General features: G+C 75.4%; 16 protein-coding genes. 11 read left to right on the top strand and 5 right to left on the bottom strand.

What is annotated here, in order from left to right; all coding sequences use genetic code 11:
• Window positions 1-2 precede the first annotated feature (2 nt).
• Window positions 3-1,358, bottom strand: a complete 1,356-nt coding sequence (locus HH311_RS22435; RefSeq protein ID WP_169185916.1) for a glutamate-1-semialdehyde 2,1-aminomutase — start codon at window positions 1,356-1,358, stop codon at window positions 3-5.
• A 464-nt stretch (window positions 1,359-1,822) separates the two neighbouring features.
• Between HH311_RS22435 and HH311_RS22430 the strand changes: the two genes are divergently transcribed.
• The 3 genes from HH311_RS22430 (at window position 1,823) to HH311_RS22420 (ending at window position 4,171) form a co-directional block, all read left to right on the top strand.
• Window positions 1,823-2,278 carry a hypothetical protein gene (locus HH311_RS22430; protein ID WP_169185915.1) on the top strand — a complete coding sequence of 152 codons (456 nt, stop codon included), beginning with the start codon at window positions 1,823-1,825 and terminating at the stop codon, window positions 2,276-2,278.
• Window positions 2,279-2,345: 67 nt separating this feature from the next.
• Entirely contained in the window at window positions 2,346-3,230 is an 885-nt protein-coding gene (locus HH311_RS22425; protein WP_169185914.1) for a hypothetical protein, read from the top strand.
• Window positions 3,227-4,171: a polysaccharide deacetylase family protein gene (locus HH311_RS22420; RefSeq protein WP_169185913.1), complete on the top strand. Its 945-nt coding sequence runs from the start codon at window positions 3,227-3,229 to the stop codon at window positions 4,169-4,171. Before HH311_RS22425 ends, HH311_RS22420 begins: the two co-directional genes overlap by 4 nt.
• Window positions 4,172-4,280: 109 nt before the next feature.
• Here the strand turns inward: HH311_RS22420 and HH311_RS22415 are convergent, their stop codons facing one another.
• On the bottom strand, window positions 4,281-5,261 hold the full coding sequence (locus HH311_RS22415; protein ID WP_248292916.1) for a hypothetical protein: 981 nt from the start codon (window positions 5,259-5,261) through the stop codon (window positions 4,281-4,283).
• Between the two features lie 242 nt (window positions 5,262-5,503).
• Window positions 5,504-7,201 carry a methyltransferase domain-containing protein gene (locus HH311_RS22410; protein WP_169185912.1) on the bottom strand — a complete coding sequence of 566 codons (1,698 nt, stop codon included), beginning with the start codon at window positions 7,199-7,201 and terminating at the stop codon, window positions 5,504-5,506.
• A gap of 800 nt (window positions 7,202-8,001) precedes the next feature.
• Here HH311_RS22410 and HH311_RS22405 point away from each other — a divergent pair.
• The 8 genes from HH311_RS22405 to HH311_RS22370 all read left to right on the top strand — a co-directional run bounded on the left by HH311_RS22405 (window position 8,002) and on the right by HH311_RS22370 (window position 20,870).
• Window positions 8,002-9,048, top strand: a complete 1,047-nt coding sequence (locus HH311_RS22405; protein WP_312030327.1) for a glycosyltransferase — start codon at window positions 8,002-8,004, stop codon at window positions 9,046-9,048.
• Window positions 9,045-10,655, top strand: a complete 1,611-nt coding sequence (locus HH311_RS33515; RefSeq protein WP_169185911.1) for a glycosyltransferase family 4 protein — start codon at window positions 9,045-9,047, stop codon at window positions 10,653-10,655. Before HH311_RS22405 ends, HH311_RS33515 begins: the two co-directional genes overlap by 4 nt.
• The gene (locus HH311_RS31075) at window positions 10,652-13,516 is read left to right on the top strand and encodes a glycosyltransferase family 4 protein (protein ID WP_211190635.1); all 2,865 of its coding nucleotides are present in this window, start codon (window positions 10,652-10,654) and stop codon (window positions 13,514-13,516) included. The genes HH311_RS33515 and HH311_RS31075 overlap by 4 nt, the downstream gene beginning before the upstream one ends.
• Complete coding sequence (locus HH311_RS22390) at window positions 13,509-15,290, top strand: phospholipid carrier-dependent glycosyltransferase (RefSeq protein WP_169185910.1); 1,782 nt, start codon at window positions 13,509-13,511, stop codon at window positions 15,288-15,290. The genes HH311_RS31075 and HH311_RS22390 overlap by 8 nt, the downstream gene beginning before the upstream one ends.
• Before the next feature lie 44 nt (window positions 15,291-15,334).
• On the top strand, window positions 15,335-16,549 hold the full coding sequence (locus HH311_RS22385) for an acyltransferase (protein WP_169185909.1): 1,215 nt from the start codon (window positions 15,335-15,337) through the stop codon (window positions 16,547-16,549).
• A complete protein-coding gene (locus HH311_RS22380; RefSeq protein ID WP_169185908.1) occupies window positions 16,546-17,865 on the top strand; it encodes a hypothetical protein in 1,320 nt (439 codons plus the stop codon). The genes HH311_RS22385 and HH311_RS22380 overlap by 4 nt, the downstream gene beginning before the upstream one ends.
• 148 nt (window positions 17,866-18,013) lie before the next feature.
• Window positions 18,014-19,375 carry a hypothetical protein gene (locus HH311_RS22375; RefSeq protein WP_248292915.1) on the top strand — a complete coding sequence of 454 codons (1,362 nt, stop codon included), beginning with the start codon at window positions 18,014-18,016 and terminating at the stop codon, window positions 19,373-19,375.
• A gap of 124 nt (window positions 19,376-19,499) precedes the next feature.
• Window positions 19,500-20,870 carry a UDP-glucose/GDP-mannose dehydrogenase family protein gene (locus tag HH311_RS22370; protein WP_169185907.1) on the top strand — a complete coding sequence of 457 codons (1,371 nt, stop codon included), beginning with the start codon at window positions 19,500-19,502 and terminating at the stop codon, window positions 20,868-20,870.
• A 132-nt stretch (window positions 20,871-21,002) separates the two neighbouring features.
• Here HH311_RS22370 and HH311_RS33510 read toward each other — a convergent pair whose 3' ends face one another.
• Together HH311_RS33510 and HH311_RS22360 are read right to left on the bottom strand one after the other, a co-directional pair.
• The gene (locus HH311_RS33510; RefSeq protein ID WP_312030326.1) at window positions 21,003-21,848 is read right to left on the bottom strand and encodes an adenylate/guanylate cyclase domain-containing protein; all 846 of its coding nucleotides are present in this window, start codon (window positions 21,846-21,848) and stop codon (window positions 21,003-21,005) included.
• Between the two features lie 48 nt (window positions 21,849-21,896).
• Window positions 21,897-22,523 (bottom strand): TetR/AcrR family transcriptional regulator, encoded by a 627-nt coding sequence (locus HH311_RS22360; protein WP_169185906.1) that lies wholly within the window; start codon window positions 22,521-22,523, stop codon window positions 21,897-21,899.
• Window positions 22,524-22,541: the final 18 nt, after the last annotated feature.

The following is a 22,541-nucleotide window of genomic DNA, read 5'->3' as shown; positions in this document are numbered from 1 at the left end:
GGTCAGCCGACCACGGCGGCCCGCCGGCGCGGCGTCGCGTGCGGGCGCAGGGCGGGCGCCACCGGGCGGCCCTCGAGCAGCCCGTCCGTGGTCCCCAGCTCGATCGCCTTCGCGTAGGTCGGCAGGGCGGCCGCCACGGCCGCGACGGTGAGGTCGACGTCGGCGGCGGTGTGCGCCGCGGACACCACGAACGACTGCCCGAGCACGCCGCCGCGCAGCAGCTCAGCGAGGAAGAGCGTGCGGTACTCCTGCGACGGCAGGCCGTGCGCGTCGCGCGTGCGGAACACCAGGCAGCTCGGGTCGCCCGCGACGTCGAGGTGGTCGGAGAGCCCGGCGTCGTCGACCACGGCGTTCACCTCGGCAGCGAGGCGCCCGCCGGTGCGGCGCATGGTCCCGACGGGGTCGGTGGTGCGGTAGGCCTCCGCGACCGCCCGGAACGCGGCGAGCCCGACGAGCTCCGGCCCGCTCGTGGTCGAGAGCAGGAACACCCGCTCGTCGTCGGTGTCCAGGCCGCCGCGCTCCATCAGCTCGCGCCGCCCCGCGAGGGCCGCGATCGAGAAGCCGTTGCCCATCGCCTTGCCCCAGGTGGAGAGGTCGGGCACGACGCCGTAGACCTCCTGGGCGCCGCCGGCCGCCCACCGGAACCCGGTGATCATCTCGTCGAAGACGAGCACGATGCCCTCGGCGGTGCACAGGTCGCGGACGGCCCGCAGGTAGCCCGGGTCGGGGGCGACGAGGCCGGTCGCGGCCTCCATGAACACCGCCGCGATCCGGCCGGGGTGCGCCGCGACCGCCGTCTGCAGCGACTCGAGGTCGTTGAAGGTGAAGCGGACGGCCTCGTGGCGCGCGGGGACGGGGATGCCGCCGGGCATGCCGGTGGCGCCGATGAACCAGTCGTCGGTGGAGAAGAAGGGCTGGTCGGCGACGGCCACCAGGTCCCGCCCGGTCACGGCCCGCGCGAGGCGGAGGGCCGCGGTGGTGGCGTCGGAGCCGTTCTTCGCGAACTTGACCATCTCGGCTCCGGGGACGAGCGACAGGAAGTCCTCGGCCGCCGCGACCTCGAGCGTCGAGGGGCGGGTGAAGCTCACCCCGCGGGTCAGTGCGTCCCGCACCGCGTCGACGACCGGCCCGTACTGGTGACCGAGGGTCACCGCCCGCAGGCCCATGCCGTACTCGACGAAGCAGTTGCCGTCGGCGTCCCAGACCCGGGCGCCGAGGCCGCGCTCGATGATCGGCGCCATGTCCTCGGGGTACTGGTCGTCGCCCCGGGCGTAGGTGTGGGCGCCGCCGGGGACCATGTCGTGCAGGCGGCTCTGCAGTTCATTCGAACGGGCGAACGAGGGGCCAGGATAGTCCATCAGGAGTTCCTCCTGTCCGTGGAACGACCGTATGTGTGCTCAGAAGGACCAACATCGTTCGCTCTGGGCGCACATCTTGCGCGACCACCTCACGGGCGCCTCACCGGGGTGCCGGGTTCGGCGCCGGTGTCGACCGGTCGGGGGAGGCCTCGGGGCACCGCGGCGTCGCGGTCGGCGGCGGGCCGGTGCGGCTCGTCGTCCCGGAGAGCCCAACGCGTCGCCGCGCCCCGGGGTGACGGTGGTGGGCGGCACGTCACCCGCGGATCGAGTACCGAGGGTGACCGTTCGCGGGGCTCCGTTGGGCCGCACCACGGAGGCGTCACCGGGTCCACGGGCCCGATCGGCCGCGCCCCCCGGGCCCCCCGCGACGCGGTGCCGGACCGGCGGCCCCGGTGCAACCCCGGTCGGCCGAAGGCGGGTCCCCCGACCGGGACGTCGACGGGGTGCCTCCGAGAATGGTCGACATGGCGGAGCGTGGTTCCCGCATCGCGGGTAGTGACGACGGCGGTCCGGAGGAACTGGGGTCGGCGGGCCCTCGCGCGGGCCGGCGCCGGCTGGTGGCCCTCAGGCCGGCCTCGGGTCCCCAGGCGGCCGCGCCGTCCTGGGCGGGTGGCCCGGACGGCGAGCCGGCCGTGCCCGGGTGGGCGTCGCCCGCCGTCGGGGCGGCCTCGGCCTCGGCCCTCGCGGAGTCGGTGTTCCCGTTCGGCGCGGAGCTGCCGTTCGAGCCCGACCCCGAGGCCGCGGCCTTCCTCAACGCCCCGCGCCGCCCGCTCGACTTCTACGTGGCGCCGTTCGGGACCCCACCGTTCGGCAACCCGCCCAGCGGCGGCCCCCGGTCGGTCTACGGCGGGCCGGTGGAGGGCTCCGCCGGCCGCGTCGAACGTCCGGCGTGGGGCCCGGCATACCCGGCCGGCGCCTGAGCACGACCCGGCTTGGTCGCTGCTCGACCGCTCGGTGTCCGGCCGCCGGCCGTGGCAGGCTCCGGGGGTGGAGGGCGACGCGGAGGACGGGCCGCTCGCCCGCGCCGTCGAACGGTTCACGACCTCCCTGCGCGTGGACGGCCCCTACCGGCCGCCGCGCCCGGCCGAGGACCCGGCGGTCGACGGCCTCGTCGTCGCGGTCCTCGCGGCATGCGCGGGGGCGCCCGTCCGGGAGCTGGACGCGGCCGGCCGGGCCGCCGGCTTCGCGGTGCGCCGCGTCGGCGGGCGCACCCTGCTCGTGGCCGACCCGCGCACGCCGCGCGCGTGGGGCCTCGTCGTCCTGCCCGCGGTCGTCGGGGACCCCGCCCCGCAGGTCGTCGTCGAGATCCCGCACCCGCACTCGGACCTGCGCACCGAGCGCCTCGGGCTCGGGGTGCTGGCGCGCCTGGACGGGGCGCTGCTGCTCCAGGCCGGGGCGCACCGCCACGCGGGCGCGCCGCCGGGGGCGAGACGGCGCGCCGAGTTCCCGGCCGACGTCTCCCACCGGCCGGACTCGGTGTTCGCCCGGCTCGCCGCGGGGATCGTCGCGGCCCACGGGACCCCGCAGGTGCAGGTGCACGGGTGCCGGGACCGGCCGGACTTCGACGTCGTCGCCTCGTCCGGGGCCGGACCGGGCTCGGCGCTGCTCGCGGAGGTGACGCAGGGCCTGCGCGCGGCGGGCGAACGGGTCCGCGGCGGCGGGGAGCCCGGATGCGAGCGGCTCTCGGGCACCCGCAACGTCCAGGGGCGGCTCGCCGCGCGCCTCGGCACGACCTTCGTGCACCTCGAGCTCTCGCGGTCGCTGCGGGCCGACCCCGCCCGGCGGGCCGCGGTGGCCCGCGTCGTGGCCGACGCCGTCGCCGCCACCGGGGGCGGGGACGTCCGGGACGGCGCCTACGATCGGTTCGCATGAGCAACCGGCTCCTCGTGCTCGGCTGGCACAACATCGACCCGACACCGGGGTTCCCGGACCCGCCGGGCGTGGGCCGGCTGGGCTTCGCGAAGCAGCTGCGGACGATCGCGCGGTTCGCCAACGTGCTCTCCCTCGGCGACGCGCTGGGCAGGATGGAGGCGGGGGAGCCGCTGCCGCCGCGGGCGGTCGTGCTGACGTTCGACGACGGGTACCTCGACAACCTCGAGCTCGGCGTGCCGATGCTGGCCGAGCACGGGTTCCCGGCCACGTTCTTCCTCGTGCCCGGCTTCCTGTCGGGCACCGTCGGCGCCTGGTGGGAGGACCTCTCCGCCGCGTTCGAGCGGGCCCGGGCGCCGCGGCTGGCGGTCGGGGACACGGTGTACGAGCTCGCGTCGCCGGCCGCGCGGGAGGCCGCCCACGCGGCGGTGCGCGCGTCGGTGAAGGGCCTCGACCACGCGAGCCGGGTCGCGGAGGTCGCCCGGGTGGCCGAGGAGCTCGACCCGGCGCCGACCTCCGTCGGCGAGGGCCTCTTCATGGACTGGGGCGGGGCGAAGTCGCTGCTCGCGGCCGGCCACGAGGTGGGGTCGCACACCGTGACGCACGCGATCCTGGAGCGGGAGACCGAGGCGGGGCAGCTGGCGGAGCTCGCCGACTCGCGGCGGGAGCTGGAGTCGGGGCTCGGTATCCCGATCGACACCCTGGCGTTCCCCAACGGCTCGGCGAGCGACTACTCCGCGACCACCACCCGGCTGGTGTCCGAGCTGGGCTACCGGTGCGCGGTGACGACCCGTCCGGGGCTGGCCGGCCCGTCGGGGTCGCCCTACGAGATGCGCCGGGTGATCCTCACGCCGACCGACGACCTCTCGACCGTGGTGTCCAAGACCTGGCGGAAGGCCCGCTCGGTGGTCGGGCGTGGGGTGTCGGCGCTGACGAGCCGGTGATCGCCGCCGTGGGTGCCAGCGGAGCGTCGTTGCTTGCATCCAGTGGCAGAAAAGCCCCGTTGTCGTCGATCCGCGATCAGGCCCGTGCGGCCTCGTCGTCGACCCGCGATCATGCCCGTGCGGCCACGTCGGGGCGCCAGGTCACCCGGGCCGGCGGGAGGGCCGCAGCGACTCGCAGGGCGTCGAGGACGTCGCGGAGTAGCCCGTCGGGGTCGGTGCGCACCCGGCTGGGCCGGATGCCGAGGACGTGGAGCCCAGCCGCCCGGTAGGCGCGGTGCTGCCGCTCCGTGAGGGCCACCTGCTGCGGGGTCGCGAAGTGCTGTTCGACGGAGTCGACGGGCACGACCAACCCCACCTGGTCGTCGTAGGCGTCGGCGATGCCCAGGAACGTCCCGTCCTCGTCGAAGAGGGCGACGTTGAAGTGGACCGGCTCGAGCTCGGGCCGGGACAGCCACCAGGTGCGGACGTCGAACTCGGCGGGGGAGCGGACCCCGTCACGGATCGCGTGGAGGACCTTCCGCGGGGTGGCCGACCCCTTGCGGCACCCGGCCTCGAGCTCCTCCTCCAGGGTCTCCTTGAGGATCATCCGCCGCTGCACCGGCTCGGTCAGGATCGCCGCGATGTCCGACTCGTCGCGCAGCCGGCGCACCGCGTCGAGGACGCACCGCTCGACGGGCGCGACGGGGAGACCGTCACGGATGAGCGGGTTCGGCGAGAGCCGTCCGGTCCGTTCGACGACGATGTTCCGCACGCTGCGCACCTGGCGGGCGCCGGGGATGAGCACGTGGACGTGCTCGGGGAGCTCGCCGCGACGCAGGCCGTGGGCACGGGCCGCGTCGAGTCCCGTGATCACCGTGCCGCGACCGCCGTGGAGCAGCGCCGCACGGAGGTACTGGCGTCTCGTCGGTGTGCCGGTGCTGAGCAGGACGACGCCCGGCGCCAGGAGCTGCCAGGGCCCCCGGGCGCGGCACCGGCGGTACACGGTGCTCTCCGGGATCCCGAGAGCCACGAGCACGCACACGGCGATGACGCCGTCGACGGCGTGCGCCCTCAGGAGGTCCAGGTCGTCCGTCCGGATGTTGCGTCGCATGGCCGCCACGCTGGGCCCGGTCGGCGCGCGACCGGTAACGCGGCGGGCCGTCCTGGGGAGGGATAGGCATCCCGCGACGGGTGTGGACCGACGACTACGGCGGGCGTACCAACCCGCGATACGCCCGCCGTAGTAGTGCCGTGCTCACCACTGTTCCGACGACGGGGCTTTTCTGCCACTGGATGCAAGCAACGACGCTTCGCTTGCAACACAGGGGAGCAGCAGCCCCACCGGACCCGGACTCAGTGGCGGATGCGGAAGATGCCCCAGGACAGCTGGCCCGACTTGCCGCCGTTGACCCAGTTCTTCAGACCCGTCTTCATGTTCGAGATGTACTCCTCGGAGATCTTGCCGGCGAACGCCTTCTCCGCCTTCTCGAGCTCCTGGAGCACCCGGCCGTAGTGCGTCGTGAGCTGGTCGGTGTGGTCCTCGAAGGAGTAGTCGGTGAACCCGTGCTTCGCGAACTCCTCGCGGTAGAACCCGGGCGAGCCGAGCGAGTCCAGGTGCAGGCGCGCCAGGATCGGCGTGAGCTGCGAGGTGTCGGCGCCGTCGGCGGCCATCGGGTCGGTGAACACGATCTGCCCGCTCGGCACCAGGACGCGGTCGATCTCGGAGACGATCGTCGTCCGCTCGCCGGAGTGCAGGAACGCGTCCTGCGACCACACGAGGTCGTAGGCGTTGTCCTGGATCGGCATGTTCTCGAACGAGCCGTCGACGACGTCGACGAGGTGGTCGAGACCCTGCTCGCGGGTCTTCTCCCGGTTCCGCTCGTTCTCGACCTCGGAGAGGTTGAGGCAGGTCACCCGGCAGCCGTACTTCCGGGCCAGGTGCCGGGCCGCGCCGCCGTAGCCGGCGCCCATGTCGAGGACGCGGGTGTCGGCGGTGATGCCCGCGGTCTCGGCCATCCGCTCCACCGTGCGCGCCGAGGCGGGCGCGATCGGCTCGTCGGGGCTGTCGTAGAGCCCGACGTGGATGTCCTCGCCGCCCCACACCTCGTGGTAGAAGGTGTCGGCGTCGGTCGAGTTGTAGTAGTCGCGCGCGGTGTGGACCGCCGTCGAGTACGAGTCGGCCAGCTCTTCGTCGGTGCGGTAGGTCTTCTCAGCCACGTGGATCCAGAAGTCGGGGGTGTCCTCGCCGTAGGTGTCCTGGAAGTCGCCGTAGGTGTCGATCTTCTGGAACCCGACCTCGCGCATGAGGCGGCGCACGTAGTCCTTGCGCAGCGGGAACATGTTGAGGTGGTACACGGACCCGTCGTCGTGGAACGTGTACCGGAAGCGCGCGAGGCCGTCGTCGAGGTACTCGGGCTCGGCGGTGACGGTGTCGCCGCTGTAGTAGTACTTGTGCTTCGAGGAGAAGCCCTCGTCCAGGATCGAGTCGTAGTTGCGCTGGTCGAGGATCAGCACGCCGTCGTGCGAGAGCATCGCGTAGAACTCCGCCAGCGCCTTGCGGCGGTCACGCTCCGAGAAGAGGTGCGTGAAGGAGTTGCCCAGGCAGATGATCGCGTCGTACTCGCCGTGGACGTCGCGGTTGAGCCAGCGCCAGTCGGCCTGGACCACCCGCAGCACGTGCCCGCGCTCGCGGCCGTTCGCGAAGGCCCGCGCCAGCATCTCGGCGCTGCCGTCGGCCGAGACGGTCTCGAAGCCCGCCTCGAGCAGCTGCACCGAGTTGAACCCGGTGCCGGTCGCGACGTCGAGGACCTTCTCCACGCCGCGGGCGCGCAGCTGGTCGATGAAGAACGAGCCCTCGCTGGCGGCGCGTCCCTCCCAGCCGATGTAGTCGTCCCACTTGTCGACGAATCCCTTGATGTACTCGTCCTTGTAGTGGTTCGTGTCGCGCACCTCGTTCGGGTTCTCACCGAACTCCTGGTGGACATCGGCCTCGGAGTACTCAGGGTCGAGGCCAGCCGCGGTGTCGGGGCTCCGGTCTGCGGCTGTCGTCATCTGGTGGTTTCCCTCCGGACGTCGGGTGGTGACGCTTCCGGAGAGGAGACGTTAGGGGCGGGCGGGCACGGTGAACACCGTGGTCGGTCACGCTCCGTTGCTCGATCGGTTCAGTAAGACCACCCGGAATGCGTCGGGCATCGACGATAGGGCCTGATGGGAGCCGGGTTCGGGACCACGTCGAGAAGGTTGCCGAACCGTGAAGAGATACCGGTCACGTTCCCCGGGTGGACACAGTGGGCATCTCGATGTTTCACCCCGACGTCGGGCGGAGGTCCCGACGATGACGGCGGGACCGGCCCACCCCGTCCTGGCGACCCGGGAACCGGCTGCGCACAGCGATCCGACGAGGTGACGTCGACAGGGTTCGGCCTCCGGCGGCCCCCCGGACGCCCGATCCACAGCGGCTCCGGGAGCCGACCCGGACGGCCCGACGGCCCTGACGAGGCCGGTCCCGCGGTGCCGCACCGGGCCCTGGCGAGACCGTGGACGACGGCCTCACCGGGAGTGATCGCGGCGCCCGGAGCACGCGCCCCCGACGGGCACGACGACGGCCCGCTGCCGTCCCCGCGGCATACCCTGTCCGGCCCTCCCCGCGACTGCGCACTCCCGGGCCGACACGCGCGTGCCGTCGACGCGCCGGGGCGGACGGTCACCCGCCGGTGTGAAAACCCGACCGGAGCAGTCGGGACTCCATGGAGCGGCAGACACGCCTCCACCAGGTGAAACGCGCCCGGCTAGCCCGAACGGCCCTGGAGCAAGGGGGTTAGTTCTTGGGCTGAACGGTCGATGCTGGCGGCGTGCAGAACGTGATGGACGGACTGGGGGATGTCATCGCTCCGCACCCCGCCCTGCGGACCGGGGCCGGCGAGCGCCGCCCGACGGAGCTCGGCGACGCGGTCCGGAGCTCGGAGCTGGTCGACGTGGTCGACGACGCCGTGGTCTCGGCGGTCGCGCGGGCGGTCTCGCGCGCCTCGGGAGAGCTCACCGAGCACCCGGAGGCGCACCGCGAGGACCCCGCCGGTCGCTCGCCGGTGGACCTCGAGGTGATCATCCCCGCGTACAACGAGTCGGGGCGCCTGCCCGCGACGCTCGCCGCGATGGTGGCGTTCCTGTCCGAGCAGCCGTGGACCTCGCGGGTCGTGGTCGTCGACAACGGCAGCGTCGACGACACCGCCGCGACCGTCCTCGCCGTCACCGGCCGGGCCTGCAACGTGGCCACCGGCTGGTGCGTCGAGGCCATCGCCATCGGCTGCTCCCAGGCCGGGAAGGGTGCCGCGGTGCACCGGGGGCTGCGCACGAGCCGGTCGCGCATCGTCGGCTTCACCGACGCCGACCTCTCCACGCCGCTCGAGACGTTCCTCCCGGTCATGGCGGCCCTCGACGGCGGCGCCGCCGCGGCCATCGCGTCGCGCCACGCCCCGGGCGCGTCGATCGCCGGCAAGCAGCCGCTCGGCCGCCGTCTCGGCGGCACCGCGTTCCGGATGCTGTCGCGCCCGCTGGTGCCCGGCATCCGCGACACCCAGTGCGGCTTCAAGTTCTTCGACCGGGTCGCCGCGCAGAACGCGATGTGGCGCGCCCGCTCCACCGGCTTCGCCTTCGACATCGAGCTGCTGCGCCTCATCCGTGACGACGGCGGCCGCATCGAGGAGATCCCGGTGACCTGGACCGACACCGCCGGCTCGACGCTGCGGCCGGTCCGCGACGGCCTGGCCGCGTTCACCGCCGTCGCCAAGCTCCACCGTGAGCTCAACCGCGGGACCGGGCCGGTGCTGCCCTCCCGCGCCGACGCCGGGACGGCACCCGGCCCCACCGACCTGCCTGCGACCTCCGGGAGCGCGTCGTGACCTCCACCCTCACCCCCGGGACCGACCTCGGCGACACGCCGGTCGCCGTCCCCGTCCTCGGCCGCGCCACCGAGCAGCTCGCGGGCTGCCGGGTGCTCGTCCTCAACTGGCGCGACGTCCGGCACTCGCAGGCCGGGGGCGCCGAGCTCTACGCCCACGAGATCTCCAAGCGCTGGGTGGCGGCCGGCGTGCACGTCACCTGGCTGACCGCCCGCGACGCCGGGCAGACCGCCCACGACGAGATCGACGGCATCGAGATCCGCCGGGCCGGCGCCACGATGTCGGTCTACGCGCGGGCGGCGCTGAGCCTGCTGCGCGGCAGCGTGCGCCAGCGGTTCGACGCCGTCGTCGATTGCCAGAACGGCATCCCCTTCTTCTCGCCGCTGTTCACCCGCAACACCGTCCCGACGGTGCAGGTGGTCCACCACGTGCACCAGGACCAGTTCTCCACGCGGTTCTCCCCGACCGGGGCGGCCGTCGGCCGGCTCCTCGAGGGCCGCGTCGCCCGGCGGGTGTACTCGGGCAAGCGGACCGTGGCCGTCTCCGCGTCGACCCGCCAGGAGCTGCGGCGCCGGCTGAAGTTCGACGGGCCCATCGACGTCGTCACCAACGGCATGACCCAGCACCCGCGCACGGGCCCGACCGCCACCCGCGCGGACCGCCCGACGATCGTGCTGACCAGTCGGCTGGTCCCGCACAAGCGGGTCGACCTGCTGCTGCACGCGGTGTGGGCAGCGCTGCCCCACGTTCCCGACCTCCAGGTCGAGATCATCGGCGACGGTCCGGAGCTCACCTCGTTGCGCCGCACCGCGGTCGAGCTGGGCCTGGGCCGCGTCGTGCGCTTCCACGGCCGGCTGCCCGACGCCGAGCGCGACGCCCTGATGGACTCGGCGTGGCTGACCACCTCCACCTCCGACGGCGAGGGCTGGGGGCTCGTCGTGCTCGAGGGCGCCGCCGCCGGCGTCCCCTGCCTCGCGCTGCGGGCGACCGGCATCCGTGACTCGGTTCTCGACGGCGTGACGGGCTGGCTCGTCGACGGCATCGACGACTTCGCCGCGGCCCTGCCCCGCACCCTCGCCGAGCTCGCCGACCCCGGCCGCGCCCGGGAGATCTCGCAGGCCTGCCGGGACTGGGCGTCCTGCTTCGGCTGGGACCGCTCGGCCGAGCTGCTGGCCGGCTCGGTGCTCTCCGAGATGCGCTCCTTCCACCGGGTCGACGCGGAGGACTCGCACCTCCCGCCCGCCGACCGCTCGGCGCTGCACCGTGCCGCGACCCGGCGGCGGGCCCGCTCGGACATGACGACCGTGGCCCACTTCGGCCACGACCGGCCCTGGGACGCGGCCGCGGCGCTGCGCCTCACCGACGAGGTCGCCGTCCGGGTGGCGCCCGGGTCGGAGGGACCCGGCGAGCTGGTCGCGCTCCTGCGCGGCTGCGACGAGGTCGACGCCCTCGCGGTGCTGGGGCGGATCGGCGCGCAGGACCCGTACGTCCGGCTCGCGAGCCGCCACGAGCTGCTCGGCGGCCCGACGGCGGTCGCCGTCGGCCGCACGCGTCCCGGGCCCACCAGCGCCGCCACGGAGGGGGCGGCCGACCTCGGAGCGCGATGACGACCGCCCCGTCGCGGGAGCGCGACGACCCCGAGCCGACCCTCCCCACCGCGGCCGGCTCGTTGCTGCCCGCCGCACCCGTCGCGGGCGGTGCCGAGCCGGTACCGCCGGCCCCCGTCGCGCCCGCGGGGGAGCGGGCCACCGGCGGCACCGCGACCCTGCTCTCCGCCTCGGGCGGGCTGGTGGGGCTGCTCAGCTACGCCGTCACGCTGGTCATGGCCCACCTGCTGCCCGCCGCGGAGTACACCGCCTTCGCCGCGGCGGTCGCCGTCGTCGGCACCGCGGGGGTCGCCTCGGCGGCGCTCATCCCCTTCCCCCTGGCCCACGTGGTGCGCGCCCACCCGCGGGACGCGGCCCCGCGCCGGGCGGCCACCGCGTTCGCGGTCGGGGTGTCGGTGCTGGTCGGCGTGCTCGCGGCGCTCGTCCTGGGGCTGGTCGTCGCGCCGGTCGCCCCGGTCGACGGCCTGCCGATCGCGCTCGCGGCGGCGGTCTCCGGGCTCGCGCTGTTCGCGATCGCCCCGGTGTGGGGCTTCCTCCAGGGCGAGTCGCGCTTCCTGCGGTACGCGGTGCTCACCGTGGGCGAGGTCGCGATCCGGCTCGTGGCCAGCGTCGTCGCGGTGGTGCTCGGCGCGGGGGCGTGGGGTGCGGTCGGCGGGTTCGCCGTCGGCGCCGCCGCCGTGCTCGCGGTGTCGCTGCGGCCCGCGGCCGGCCCGTTCCGCGGCATCGCGTGGCGCGAGGTGCGCGCCGCGCTGCTCGACCGGGCCCGGTGGGCGGAGACCGGCGGGGTGGCCGCCGCGCAGGCGGTGCTGTCCGCGCTCGCCGCCGCCGACGCCGTCGTCGTGGCCACCGTCGTCACCGCGCCCGCCGACGCCGCGGCGGCCGCGGGCTACCAGGCGGTGTCGACGCTGGCCAAGGCGCCGGTGTACGTCGCCGTCGGCACCGCGCTGGTCAGCTTCCCCGTCCTGCGGGTCGCCGCCGGCCCGGCCCGCGACCTGCGCCTGCGCGAGGCGCTCGGGTCCTACGTGCGCCTCGTCGTGCCCGCCGCCGCGGTCGTCGCGACGGTGCCCGCCCCGCTCGTCGGCCTCGTCCTGCCCGCCGCGTACCTCCCGTCGGTCGCCCTCCTGCCGGTGCTCGCGGTGATGGGCGTCGGGCTGGGGACGACGACGGTGCTCGCGACGCTGCTGCTCGCGGTCCGGGCCCGCCGGGCCCTGGCCGTGGCGCTCGCCGCGGCCGTGCTCGCCCTGACCGGCGGCCTCGCGCTCGGCGCGACGGGGGCCCTGGCCGGCCTGCCGGGCGTGCCCGCCGGGGCGACCGGGGGCCTCGCCGCCGGCGCCGCGCTCGGCGCCGCCGCCGGCGCCGCGCTGGTCGCGGTGCTCGGCGCCACGCACCGGCCGCGGCCGGTCGGCACCGAGCCGGGCCTGGTGCGCGCCGGGGCCGCGGGGCTGGGCTACGCGGTCGTCGTCGTGGCGCTGCTCGCGCTGGTCCGGCTGCTGCCCGGGCCGTTCTCGGTGCTCGGCTGGGTGGTCGCCGTCGGGGTGGTCGGCCTCGGGCTCGTCGGGCTGCCCGTCCTCGGCGGCCGCGTCGCGCCCCGGCCCGGGCCGGCCGACGGGACGCCCGACCGGGACCACGGGGGGCTGCACGTCCTGCACCTCGCCTTCGAGGACCCGGCCATGCCCGGCTCCGGCGGCGGGGCGCTGCGCACCGCCGAGATCGACCGCCGGCTCGCCGCCGCGGGCCACCACGTCACCGTCCTCACCGGGCGCTACCCGGGGGCGACCGACCGGGTGGAGCGGCACGGCACCGGCTCGGTGTCCTGGGTCCACCCGCACGTCGGGCGCGGGCGCACCCGGCTGACCCGCCTCCTCCCGTACATGGCCGCGGCGTTCCTCGCGGCCCGCCGCGCGGGCCGCCGCCGTCCGGGCGACGACACCGGGCCCGGGCCGGTCGACCTCGTCGTCGAGGACTTCTTCGCCCCGATCTCCTCGATGGCGATCCCGGCCTGGACGCGCGTGCCCGTCGTCGGGGTCGTGCAGTGGCTCAACGCCCGCGAGAAGGCCCGGCAGTACCACGTGCCGGTGCACTGGGTGGAGCGCTGGGGTGTGCGCACCCACCGCCGGATCGTCGCGGTGTCCCACGGCGTCGGTGCCGCCACCCAGGCCCTCACCCCGCGCGCCGAGGTCGCCGTCATCGGCAACGGCGTCGACCCGGTGGCCTTCACCGTCGCGCCGCGGCCGGTGGACGAGCGCGCGGACGTGGTGTTCGTCGGCCGGCTGGAGATCGCCCAGAAGGGTCTGGACCTGCTGCTCGACGCGTGGGCCCTCGCGGCGCCCCGCCTCGAGGGCGACCTGCTGCTCGCGGGCGCCGGGCCCGACGAGGCGGCGCTGCGCGAGCGGGCCGCCGAGCTCGGGATCACCGACCGGGTGCGCTTCCTCGGCTGGGTCGCGGGCCGGGACAAGGCCGAGCTGGTCGCCGGGGCGCGGGTCGCGGCGGTGCCGTCGCGGTTCGAGACGTTCGGGATCGTCGCGGCCGAGGCCCTCGCCGTCGGGACCCCGGTCGTCGCCTACGACATCGACTGCCTGCGCGAGGTCGTGCCCGCCGAGGGCGGGGTGCTGGTGCCCCGCGACGGCCCGACCGACGACGGCTTCGACGTCGCGGCCTACGCCGCGGCGCTGGTCTCGGTCGCCGGTGACGACCCGTGGCGCGCGGTGGTGTGCCGGCGCGGGCCGGAGATGGCCCGCGTGCACGACTGGGACACCCTCGCGGCCACCCAGGACGCCTTCTACCGGCGCGTGGTCGCCGAGGACCGGCCCGCGACGCACCACGCCGCCGCGGACGGCGGACGGCGGGGCGCCGGTGAGTGACTCGTCCTCCTCGGTGGCCCGGCTCGTCCGCCGCTCCGCCCCCCAGACCACCGACGACGCGCCCCCGACCGGCCGGTCGGACCGGACCGACGCCGGCTCCGGGCTCGCGCGCCGGATCGGCCGGGTGGTGCCCGGGTCGGGCGGCACCGGGCAGTGGGTCTACGTCGTCGGCGCGGTGGCGCTCGCCGCGCTCGCCGTCGGGCTGCGCGCGTTCCACCAGACGCAGGCCTACGAGCTGTTCATGGACGAGGTCCAGTACGCGGACGTGGCGAACTCGTTCGCCGCCGGACGGGGCGCGGAGCTCTTCGACGAGCCGTTCTACCTGCACCCGCCACTGGCCTTCCTGTACTTCTCGCTGTTCGTCACCCACCCGGTCGACCACATGACCGTCGGGGCCGTGCTGGGCCTGCGCCCGGCCCTGCTGGTCTTCGCGTTCGTCAACACGCTGCTCGTCGTCGCCGTCACCCGCCGGGTGGTGGGCCGGTGGGCGTCGCTGGTCTCCGGGCTCGTCTACGCCCTCGACGCGTTCGTCGTGCGCTTCGACAGCCGGGTGATGCTCGAGGCGCCGATGATGTTCTGCGTCCTCGCGGGCGTGCTGTGCCTGCTCGTGGCGGTCGAGCGCGAGACGGTGCCCGCGCGGCGCGCGTTCCTCGTGGCCGGTGGCGTGTTCTTCGGGCTGGCCGTGACGACCAAGAGCACGTCGGGCCTGATCACCGCCGTCCCTCTGATGATCATGATCGTCACCGCGTGGGGACTACGGCGCCGCGAGGCCGCCGGCGTGCTCGGGCTGCAGTTCGGCGTCTACGGCGTGTACGTGCTGATCGTCCTGCTGCGGGGCGACATCGGCTGGTGGTTCGACCAGACCCTCGCCGGGACCTTCCGCGCGGTGGGCCTGATCAAGGAGACCGGCTTCACCGCGCACAGCAACTCGCCCGGGTTCGTCAGCCGCATCCTCGCCAACCTCTCGCTCTTCGCGTCCTCGTACGCGCTGATCGGTGTGGCCGTCTGCTACGCGCTCTACCTGCTCCTCATCGGGTGGCGGACGCTGCGCAGCCCCCGCACCCGCAGGAGGGGCGCGCACGCCGCGCCGGCGGGCGGTGCGCACGGCCGCATCCGCGCGGGGGATCCGCGGGTCTCGGCCGACCCCGCCGAGGCCACGCTCTCGCTCGTCACCTGCTGGCTCGCGGGCGTGCTCGCCGCGATCCTCTACACCGGGGCCCTCGGCGAGGTCGAGGAGCAGACGTTCTACCTGCTCGCGGTGCCCTCGACCGTGGTCATCGGGCTCCTCGTCACGCAGGCCGGCCGCTGGCGGGCGCCGTGGCGGGTGCTGGTCGGGGTGGCGGTCGTCGCCCTCTTCGCGGGGTCGCTGGCGGGCTGGTGGCAGGTCCACACGACGCGCGACGACGCCTACGCCCGCGTGATCCCGCAGGTCTTCGCGCAGGTCGACCACTCCGCGCAGATCTGCCTCGGCGAGCAGACCGCACAGTTCGTCATGCCCGGCTTCGGGGTGCACAAGCTGACCTCGCTCGACGTGGCCCGCCGCAACGACTGCCGCTACGCGATGGTCTCGACCGCGCTCTCGGCCCAGGGCCTCGCGAACTCCTCGACGGAGCTGAACGCGGAGCTGGCCCGCGACTTCCCCGTGGTCATCTCGGCGCACGGGCGCACCAGCGGCGACCTGCTCGTCTACGACCTCGACCGGCCGCTCCCGGGCTCGACGACGCGTGCCGTCGCGCCCGACGACCGCTCTCTTCCGCTGACCGGGCCGGCGTGACCCGCCGCCCCGCCGAGACCCCCGAGGGACCAAGGAGGATCACCGTGACCTCGACACCGGCGCCGGGCGCGACGGCGTCCGCGGCCGCACCGACCAGGAAGCCGGCCGCGCCGGCCGGCGGCCTCATCGCGAGCCTGGTGGGGATCCGCGGCTACCTCGCGCTCGTCGTCGTCGCCGTGCACCTGGCCCCGTTCGCCAGCGCGATGATGCCGCCGACGACGCCGTACTGGACCGCGGTCTGGCACCACGGCTACGTCGCGCTGGACCTGTTCTTCGTGCTGTCCGGGTTCGTCATCAGCTCCGGCTACCGCAGGACCTTCGCCCGCTGGCCGGGGTGGGGCACGTTCGGGAAGTTCCTCTGGGCCCGGCTCTCGCGGTTCTACCCGATCCACCTCGCCGTGCTGGCCGTCATGGTCGCCGCGGTGCTGGGCTCCCGGGCCGTCGGCCACGAGATCCCGCACGGCGGCAACCTGGGCTGGGACCTCGTCCGCCAGATCACCCTGACCTCGGGGTGGGGCGGGGCGCACGCGCTGACCTGGAACGGCCCGGTCTGGTCGCTGTCCGCGGAGTGGGCCTGCTACCTGGTCCTGCCGATCCTGCTGCCGCTGGTGCTGCGGCTGCGCAGCACGTGGGCGTGCGTGCTCGGGTACGTGGTGGCCTGCGCGATCCCGCTGGTCGCCTACTCGTTCCTCGGGTTCGACGACGCCACGATCACCTACGAGATGCCCCTGCCCCGGGCGTTCGGGGCGTTCCTCGCCGGCTGCGCGCTCTGCCAGCTCACCCACGTCGGGTCCCGCATCCCGGCCTGGCTGGGCCGCGTCACCGGGCCTCTGGTGGTCCTGACCTTCGCCGCGATCGCGGTCCTCGCCGCGACCGGGCGGCCCAGCATGCTCTCGCTGCCGATCGCCGGGCTCGTCGTGGTCGCGCTCGCGCAGGAGCGCGGTGCCGTGAACGCCTTCCTCGGGCACCGGTGGAGCCTGCTGGGCGGGGAGTACAGCGTCGCGCTCTTCCTCGTGCACGTGCCGTGGATCCTGGCCGCGTCGCTCGTCATCAACCCGCGCACGTTCCCGGGCGCGTGGGGAATCGTCGGCACGCTCCTGCTGCTGCTCGGCTCGTTCGTGCTCGCCGTCCTCGCCTACCGGCTGATCGAGCGGCCGGCCCAGAGGTGGATGCGCCGGATCGTGCGGCGGCCCGCGACGGCGCCGCGGCGCTCGGTGGACGAGCGGACCGACCGCGCCGTCGGGTCATCCTCGACGTGACCGCGCGGGCGGGACTGCTCCTCGCGCTGGTCTGGCTGCTGGCCGCGTCGGGCGCCCCGCCCGCGGTCGCGGCGCCCGCCGTCGCGGCGTCCACTGCGTCGACCCCCGTATGGGGGCTCCTCGCCTCGACGTGCGCCCCGGACCGGCTCGCGGCGCGGATCCCGGGGGTCTCCGTGGTCGTCGTCGAGGCGCACTGGGACCGGCTGGAACCCGCTCACGGGGCCGTCGACGCCGGGTACGCGGCCGCGCTCGGCGCGGACGTCACGCGCTGCCTCGACGCGGGGCTGCAGGTGGTCCTCGGGTCGGGCCTGCAGTACCCGCCGGCGTGGGTGCGCGCCCTGCCCGGGGCGGCGCCGCGCGACCAGGCGGGCCGGTCCCCGACGACCGGCGTCGTCGACGAGGTGTTCTCCGGCGCGGTCGCGACGGCCGCCGACGACCACCTGCGCCACCTGCTCGCCGCCGTGCCCGCCCGGCGGCTGGCCGGGATCCGGATCGGGACCTCGACGGCCGGCGAGCTCGGCTACCCCGGCCCGGAGGCCTCGGGCGCGGCCTTCGACAGCTGGTGGGCCTTCGGTGCCGCGCCGCAGCTCGGGGTGGGTCTCGCGCGGGGGCAGGCGGCCACGCCGATGCCCGGGTGGATCCCGGGACAGCCCACCTGGCGGGGCCGCGCGGTGTCCGCCGGGCAGGCCCGCGCCTGGTTCGCCTGGTACTCCGGCGCGGTGGTCCGGGCGGTGGGGGCGCGGGCGGCGACCCTGCGCGCCGCCGGGTACGGCGGCCCCGTCCACGTCCCCGCCGCCGGCCGGGGCGTGCTCCCCGCCGACCTCGACGCGGCCGTGGCGGTGCGGCTCGCGACCGCGGTGCGCGACGGGGCGCTGCGACGGGGCCTCGACTACGTGGGCGGCTTCCCGGCGCTGGCGGCCGCGGTGCCCGGGGCGGTCGTCGACGTGACCGGCCTCGACGACGCGACCGCGGTGGCGGCCCGCGGGCTCGCGCCGCCGCAGGACCGCTGCGCCCCCGGCGACGCCGCCGCGGTGGCCACGAAGGCCCCGGCGCTCGACACCTGGCCCAACCAGCGGGTCGCGGCGGCGGCCGCGACCCGCGCCCGCCTGCCCCTGGTGGGGGAGAACCCCGGACCGCCCGGGCCGCAGACCGGGGGCACCGCGGGGTCCGACAGCGAGCGCGAGCAGCTCCGCCACGCCCCGGACTACGCCCGCGCCTGTGGCCTGCGGGCGTTCCTGTTCGCGTTCGAGGACGACCTCTACACCTCGCGCAGCGGTCTCGTGCCGGGTGACTACGCGGCCGCGGTCGCGGGCTGAGCCGCGCCGGTACGGCTGTTCGGGCGATCCGTCGCTTGGCGGAAGGACGAGGGTGCTACTGCGCCAGCCGTGTGGATCGGTTGAGCTGAACGGTCAGGACTGACCCCGAGGTGTGCCATCCGGGGCCGGACGAGGCGATGCCCCGGGCATGTCACGCCTCAACCGCCTCTCGTGTCCGTCCGACCACTCCCGCACCAGCGCGCTCGTCGTGCTCCTGCTCCTCGTGCCCCTCCTCCTGCTCGGCCTCCGCCCGCCGGCCGCGCACGCCGCGACCGACCCGGCCTGGGGCCTCGTCGACTCCACCTGCAGCGCGTCCGACATCGCGGCGAACCGCGCCGTCGGCATCGGCGTCGTCGAGGTCGAGGCCTACTGGGACCGCTTCCTGCCCTCGGCGCCCGGCGTCGAGAACGCCGACTACGTCACCGACCTCCGCAACCGGGTCACCGCGTGCCTCGACGCCGGGATCCGCGTCGTCGTCGGGACCGGCACGCAGTACCCGCCGTCGTGGGTGCGCGGGCTCTCCGGCGCGGCGCTGGTCGACCAGCGCGGCAAGAGCCCGGCCACCGGCGCGATCGACACCGTCTTCTCGTCCGCGGTGCGCGGCGCCGAGGCCGACTACCTGACGCGGCTCGTCGCCGACCTGCCCGCCTCCCGCCTCGACGGCATCCGGGTCGGCACCAGCGCCGCCGGCGAGGTCGGCTTCCCCGGCCCGAACGAGGCCGGCGACGGCTTCCTGCAGAGCTGGTGGGCCTTCGGCGCCGCCCCGCAGCGCGGCACCGGGATCGCGGCCGGCACCCCGACGACGCCGATGCCCGGCTGGGTCCCCGGCCAGAAGACCTGGAACGGCACGACCGTCACCGCGGCCATGGCCCGCAACTGGTTCCTCTGGTACTCCCGCTCGCTGGCCTACGCGATCAAGGGCCAGGTCGACGCGCTGCGCGCCGCGGGCTACGCCGGGGCGGTCCACGTCCCCTCGCCCGGCAAGGGCGTCCTGCCCGCCGACCTCACGACGGCGTCGAACGCGCTGCTGAACGGCACCGGCGACCGCGACGGCTCGCTCGGGCGCGGCCTGAACTACGTCGACCAGTTCCCGGTCCTGGCCGGCAACGTCGCCGGGCCCCTCGTCGTCGACCTCACCGGCGTGGACGACGCGAGCGCCGTCGCCGCCCGCGCGGCGAGCCCGGCGCAGGACATGTGCGCCGCCGACGACGCCACGACCAGCGTCGCGTCGGGCACGCCGGTCGCCACGTGGTCGAACCTGCGCTTCGCCCGCGCCCAGGCCGCCCGGGCCGGCCTCGCCGCCGTCGGGGAGAACCCGGGGCCGCCCGCCGCCCAGACCGGCGGCACCGCGACCTCGGACAGCGAGGCCGCCCAGATCCGCCGCAGCCCCGCCTACGCCCGCGGCTGCGCCCTCGCCGGCTTCTTCCTCGCCTTCGAGGCGGTGCTCGACGACCCGTCGTCGGGCCTGACCCGGCAGGACTACGCGAACGCGGTCACGGGCGCCTCGTGACGTCGAGGGGACCGCGGTCGTCCGCTCACCGACCGTGATCTGGCAGCGTAGGCGGCCGAGACCGCTGATCACCGGTGGCGGGCTCCCGCGACCAGGCGGAGCCGGACGGAGAGGGGAGTCCGACGTGTTCGCACGGCGGGTCATGGTGGTGGGGACGGGCTACGTCGGGCTGACCACGGGGGCGTGTCTGGCGTCGCTGGGTCACGAGGTGGTGGGCGCGGACATCGACGCGGCGAAGGTGGAGCGGTTGCGCCGCGGGGTGGTCGACATCGTGGAGCCGGGGCTGGCGGAGCTGGTCGCGGAGCAGACCTCGGCGGGCCGGTTGTCGTTCGTGGTGGGCAACTCGGTGGCGTTGGAGTCGTTCGAGGACGGGCGCTCGCCCGAGGTGGTGTTCCTGTGCGTGCCGACGCCGATGGGCGCCGGCGGGGTGGCCGACCTGCGGGCGGTGGAGTCGGTGATCGAGGAGATCGGGACGTCGCTGGCGCCGGGCACGGTGGTGGTGAACAAGTCGACGGTGCCGGTGGGGACGGCGGCGCGGACCGCGGAGATGCTCGAGCGCACCGACGTGGCGGTGGTGTCGAACCCGGAGTTCCTGCGTGAGGGTGCGGCGGTCAAGGACTTCCTGGGGCCGGACCGGATCGTGGTGGGGTCGGACAACCAGGACGCCGCGGAGCGGGTGGCGGCGCTGTACGCGCGGTTGGGGGCGCCGACGGTGCTGACCGATGCGGCGTCGGCGGAGCTGATGAAGTACGCGGCGAACTGCTTCCTGGCGATGAAGCTGTCGTACGTCAACGCGATGGCCGAGCTGTGCGAGCGGGTGGGCGCGGACATCGGTGACGTGACCGAGGGGATCGGCTACGACCGGCGGATCGGGCAGGCGTTCCTGTCGCCGGGGCCGGGGTGGGGCGGGTCGTGCCTGCCCAAGGACACCCACGCGCTGTTGCAGGTGGCCGACGCGGCGGACTTCGAGTTCCGGCTGCTACGGGCGACGATCGACACCAACACCCGGCAGCGGCAGCGGATCGTGGACAAGGTGCGCCTGGCGGTGACCGGCAAGCGCACCGGGTCGTTGTCGCGGGTGCGGCTGGCGCTACTGGGGCTGACGTTCAAGGCGGGCACCGACGACCTGCGGGATTCGCCGGCGCTGGCGATCGCGGCGCTGCTGCGCCAGGCGGGGGCGGACCTGGTGGGGTTCGACCCGGCGTTCGTGGACGGCCCGGACGCGCTGAAGTTCCGCGATGGGGAGCCGGCGCCGACCGAGATCGAGGGGGTGCCGCTGGCCGCGGACGCGGTGTCGGCGGCGCAGGGCGCGGAGGCGGTGCTGGTGCTCACCGAGTGGCCGCAGTTCCGGGCGCTGGACTGGTCGGTGATGGCGGCGGCGATGAAGCGGCCGCTGGTGATCGACACCCGCAACGTCGTCGACCCGGCCCTGCTGCGCCGCGCCGGCCTCACCGCCGTCGGCCTCGGCCGCCGCGGGGACGGCGTCGTCGACTGAGGACCGTCCCTCGGGACGCACGAACGGCCGGTTGGTGACCATCGAAGGTCACCGACCGGCCGTTCGTGCTCTCCGGGAGCGTGATCTCCGGGCCGTATACCGACCTTTTCTGCTCACGAGCGCGAAGCGCACCTATAGGGGCTCGACCGCGTACACCTCGAGGTCGTCGGCGACGCCCTTGAGCCGCACCCGCCGCTTGCGCCGGGCGCTCACCGTCGTCGCGTCGAGCCGGCGCAGCAGGTCGCCGCTGACGAGGATCTCGCCGGGCCCGCCCGCGTCGCCGAGCCGCCCGGCCGTGTTGACCGCGACGCCGAGGTAGTCGCCGCCGACCCGCCGCGGGTGCCCGGAGTGCAGACCCGCCCGCATCCGGGGCGTCCAGCCCTCCACCCGCAGCTCCCCGAGCCGGCGCCGGGCCTCGACCACGGCGGCCAGCGCCGCGGCCGGGTCGGCGAAGGCGACCATGAGGCCGTCACCGAGGCGCTTGACGACGGTGCCCGCGCGCTCGGTCATCGGCGGTTCCCACGTGTCACCGACCTCCCGGAGCACGCGCAGCACCGCGTCGTCGCCGGCCGCGAGCGACCAGCGGGAGAACTCGACGAGGTCGGTGAACACCAGCACCAGCTCGTGCTCGCCGCCGCCGCGCCCGAACCGCTCGAGCACCGACTGCCACACCTGGACCCCGCCGAGGCCGAGCTCGCGGGTGACGCCGGGACGGTCGCCGGTGAGCCCGACGATGGCCCGCCCGGCCGCCTCGGTGTGGCGGGCGCCGCCGAGGGAGAGGGGGTCGCCGAAGTGCGCGTCGCCGGGCAGCGCGTCGCGCACCCGCTTGACCGCGCGCTGCAGGCCGGGGGACCGGTCGAGCTCCCGGGCCCGCTGCCCGGCCCGGATCGCGGCGGCGCGGAAGCGGGCGGCGCGGGTGTCGGGGTCGGAGGCGCCGGTGGTCGCGGGCTCGCCGGCGTCGCCGTCGTCGGGGTCCACGGGCCCAGTCTCTCCCGGTGACGATCACCCGCGGGGGTCAGGGGGCGATCAGCCGCCCAGGAGCCCGTCGAACACCTGGCGCTCGACGGCGTCGACGAGGTCGGCGAGGGCCAGCCGCTCGGGGCGGTACCACTCGATGAGGGAGTTCACCGTCCCCGAGAGCAGGCGGGCCGCGACCACGGGGTCGAGGTCGGGACGCGTCGCGCCCGCGTCGGTCGCCTCCCGGACGAGCGCCGCGACCGCCTGGTCGAACTCGCGGCGCCGGCCAAGCGCCCACCGCTCGGTCTCGGTGTTGCCGCGCAGCCGCAGGAGCAGCGTCACGTAGGGGAGCTCGGTCCCGAGGACCTCGACCTGGCGGCGCACGATGTGGCGCAGCCGCGCCACCGGCGGCCCCTCGAGCGCCCGCGGCTCGGCGAGGACGCCGAACAGCCCGTCGAGCGCCCGGTCGAGTGCGCCCCGCAGCAGCGCCTCCTTGCCCGAGACGTGGTGGTAGAAGGACGACTTGGTGATGCCTGCCGCCCGAGACAGGTCCTCCATGCTGGTGGCGTCGTACCCCCGCTCGAGGAACGCCCGGGCGGCGACCTCGACCAGCGAGTCGAAGGTGTAGGGCTCCGCGCGGCCCGGGCGTCGGGTCGCCCCGTCCGGGCTCGTCACAACGTCGCGTGCCGCGCTCATGGCCGGGCTCCTGTCGTC

The organism is Actinomycetospora sp. TBRC 11914 (genome assembly GCF_012933465.1).
In the GTDB taxonomy this organism is placed as follows: Bacteria; Actinomycetota; Actinomycetes; order Mycobacteriales; family Pseudonocardiaceae; genus Actinomycetospora.
The sequence above is the reverse complement of the archived record's forward strand: the minus strand, read 5'-3'. Positions and strand labels throughout refer to the sequence as shown.

What these genes read in the sequence shown, in the direction of transcription:
- HH311_RS22410 (WP_169185912.1), bottom strand. Translation starts at nt 7,201, where the DNA reads ATGACGACAGCCGCAGACCGGAGCCCCGACACCGCGGCTGGCCTCGAC.
- HH311_RS22360 (WP_169185906.1), bottom strand. Translation starts at nt 22,523, where the DNA reads ATGAGCGCGGCACGCGACGTTGTGACGAGCCCGGACGGGGCGACCCGA.
- HH311_RS22375 (WP_248292915.1), top strand. Translation starts at nt 18,014, where the DNA reads ATGTCACGCCTCAACCGCCTCTCGTGTCCGTCCGACCACTCCCGCACC.
- HH311_RS22435 (WP_169185916.1), bottom strand. Translation starts at nt 1,358, where the DNA reads ATGGACTATCCTGGCCCCTCGTTCGCCCGTTCGAATGAACTGCAGAGC.
- HH311_RS31075 (WP_211190635.1), top strand. Translation starts at nt 10,652, where the DNA reads ATGACGACCGCCCCGTCGCGGGAGCGCGACGACCCCGAGCCGACCCTC.
- HH311_RS22415 (WP_248292916.1), bottom strand. Translation starts at nt 5,261, where the DNA reads ATGCGACGCAACATCCGGACGGACGACCTGGACCTCCTGAGGGCGCAC.
- HH311_RS22430 (WP_169185915.1), top strand. Translation starts at nt 1,823, where the DNA reads ATGGCGGAGCGTGGTTCCCGCATCGCGGGTAGTGACGACGGCGGTCCG.
- HH311_RS22420 (WP_169185913.1), top strand. Translation starts at nt 3,227, where the DNA reads ATGAGCAACCGGCTCCTCGTGCTCGGCTGGCACAACATCGACCCGACA.